General features: G+C 71.2%; 2 protein-coding genes. Both read right to left on the bottom strand.

Annotated elements, in window-relative coordinates; genetic code table 11:
• Window positions 1-713, bottom strand: a 713-nt coding sequence (locus ACYQ77_RS44780) for an acetate/propionate family kinase (protein ID WP_459723655.1), incomplete at its 3' end; no start/stop codon positions are given.
• Window positions 713-2,973, bottom strand: a 2,261-nt coding sequence (locus ACYQ77_RS44775) for a phosphoketolase family protein (RefSeq protein ID WP_459723653.1), incomplete at its 5' end; no start/stop codon positions are given. The genes ACYQ77_RS44780 and ACYQ77_RS44775, both read right to left, overlap by 1 nt.

The following is a 2,973-nucleotide window of genomic DNA, read 5'->3' as shown; positions in this document are numbered from 1 at the left end:
AGCCCGCTGTGGTGCTCGAGCACGTCGGACAGCTCGTCGGGGGACACGCCGCCGTGGTGCAGCAGCCACAGCACCAGGCCGGGATCGACGTCACCGGATCTGGTGGCCATGACGAGCCCCGCCAGGGGCGTGAACCCCATGGTCGTGTCGAGCGAACGGGTGCCGCGGATCGCCGCGAGCGACGCACCGGACCCGAGGTGGCAGCTGACGATCCGCTGGTCCGGTCCCACCAGCTCGGCTACCCGCTGCGCGATGTGGGCGTGGGAGAGCCCGTGGAAGCCGTACCGGCGCAACGCCCAGCGCTCGTTCCACTCGCGCGGCAGCGCGTAGGTCGCGGCCGCGGCGGGCAGGTCGTGGTGGAACGCGGTGTCGAAGCAGGCGACCGCGGGCACGTCGGGCAGGACGGTCCCGACGGCGTCGATGCCGGCCACCCCGCGTGGTTGATGGAGGGGTGCGAGTTCGCTGAGCGCGACGATCCGGTCGCGGACGTCCTTGTCGAGCCGGGTGGGCGCGGTCAGGTCGGCGCCGCCGTGCACGATCCGGTGGCCGACCGCGTCCACGGCCGGACACCGCTCCACGAACCGCGCGATGTCCTCGGTCTCCTCCTCGCCGGACCACCGCTCCAGCGTGGTCTGCTCGACGACCTCGTCGGCGTCGTCGAGCAGTGCGAGTTTGAGGCTGGACGAGCCGGCGTTGACGACCAGGACGTTCATCAGTGGGGCCACACCCAGTCGCGGACCTCGGGGAGGTCCTCGCCGTGTTCGCGGGTCCACTGGTGGTGGCGGGTCCGCAGGTCGGCCATCCGTTGGCGGACCAGCGCGGTGCGGGTCCCGAGGTTCGGCACCCGGTCGAGCACGTCGGTGACCAGGCGGAACCGGTCGAGGTCGTTGAGCACCAGCATGTCGAACGGGGTGGTCGTGGTGCCTTCCTCCTTGTAGCCGCGCACGTGGATGTTGGCGTGGTTGGCGCGCCGGTAGGTGAGGCGGTGGATGAGCCACGGGTAGCCGTGGTAGGCGAAGATCACCGGCTTGCCGGTGGTGAACATGGCGTCGAACTCGGGGTCGGTCATGCCGTGCGGGTGCTCGGTGTGCGGTTGCAGGCGCATCAGGTCGACCACGTTGACCACGCGCACCTTCAGCTCGGGCAGCTGTTCACGCAGAATGGACGTGGCGGCCATGACCTCCAGGGTCGGTGCGTCGCCGGCGCAGGCCAGGACCACGTCCGGTTCGCTCCCGTCCTCGTTGCCCGCCCACTCCCAGATCCCGGCGCCCCGCGTGGCGTGCAGGACCGCCTCGTCCATGGACAGCCAATCGGGGGTCTCGTTCTTGCCCGCCACCATGACGTTGACGTAGTCGCGGCTGCGCAGGCAGTGGTCGGCCACGGACAGCAGCGTGTTGGTGTCCGGCGGCAGGTAGACGCGGATGACCTCGGCCTTCTTGTTCATCACGTGGTCGATGAACCCGGGGTCCTGGTGGGAGAAGCCGTTGTGGTCCTGCCGCCACACGTGCGAGGTCAGCAGGTAGTTCAGCGACGCGACCGGGCGCCGCCACGGCAGCTTCCGGCTGGTCTTCAGCCATTTCGCGTGCTGGTTGAACATCGAGTCGACGATGTGGATGAACGCCTCGTAGCAGGAGAACAACCCGTGGCGGCCGGTCAGCAGGTAGCCCTCCAGCCAGCCCTGGCACAGGTGCTCGGACAGCACCTCGACCACCCGCCCGTCATGCGCCAGGTGCTCGTCGACCGCCTCCACCCCGGCCTGCCACTGCTTGCCGGTGACCTCGTAGACCGCGTCCAGCCGGTTGGACGCCGTCTCGTCCGGGCCGAAGATCCGGAAGTTGCGGGCGTCGGCGTTCGCCCGGACCACGTCCCGCAGGAAACGGCCGAGCACACGGGTCGGCTCGGACGTCGTGCCGCCGTGCTTCTCGACCTGCGCGGCGTAGTCGCGGAAGTCCGGCAGCTCGAGCGGCCGCAGCAGCAACCCGCCGTTGGCGTGCGGGTTCGCGCCCATCCTGCGGTCACCGTCCGGAACGGTCGCGAGCAGCTCGGGCACGGGTGCGCCGGAGGCGTCGAACAGTTCCTCGGGCCGGTAGGAACGCAGCCACTGCTCCAGCAGCGCGAGGTGGTCGGGGTTGTCGCGGACACCCGACAGCGGCACCTGGTGGGACCGCCACGTGCCGGTCACCGGCACGCCGTCCACCTCGGCGGGCCCGGTCCAGCCCTTCGGCGACCGCAGCACGACCAGCGGCCAGCGCGGCCGTGTGCGGTCACCGCCGGCACGCGCCCGCTCCTGGATGGCGGCGATCTCGTCCATCGCGCCGTCCAGCGCCGCGGCCATGTCCTGGTGCATCCGCTCGGGATCGGAGCCCGTCACGTACCTCGGCGCGTAGCCGTAGCCGCGCAGCAGCGCGTCCAGCTCCTCCTCGGGGATGCGCGCCAGCACGGTCGGGTTGGCGATCTTGTAGCCGTTGAGGTGCAGCACCGGCAGCACCGCGCCGTCCGTGGCCGGGTCGAGGAACTTGTTCGCGTGCCAGCTGGTGGCGAGCGGCCCGGTCTCGGCCTCGCCGTCGCCCACCACGCACGCCACGACGAGGTCGGGGTTGTCGAACGCGGCGCCGAACGCGTGTGCGAGGGAGTAGCCCAGCTCGCCGCCCTCGTGGATGGAGCCCGGGATCTCCGGCGCGACGTGGCTGGGCACGCCACCGGGGAAGGAGAACTGCCGGAACAGCTCCCGCATGCCCTGCGCGTCGCGCGGCACGCCCGGGTCGGCCTCGGAGTAGCTGCCCTCCAGCCACGTGTTCGCCAGCATCGCGGGCCCGCCGTGGCCGGGGCCGATCACGTACATGGTGTTCAGGTCCCGGCCGCGGATCACCCGGTTGAGGTGCGCGTACAGGAAGTTCAGGCCCGGCGTGGTGCCCCAGTGCCCGAGCAGGCGCGGCTTGACGTGCTCACGGCGCAGCGGCTCGGTCAGCAGCG

The sequence above is a fragment of the Actinophytocola sp. KF-1 genome, assembly GCF_054661535.1.
This window is presented reverse-complemented; position numbering and strand designations above follow the sequence as displayed.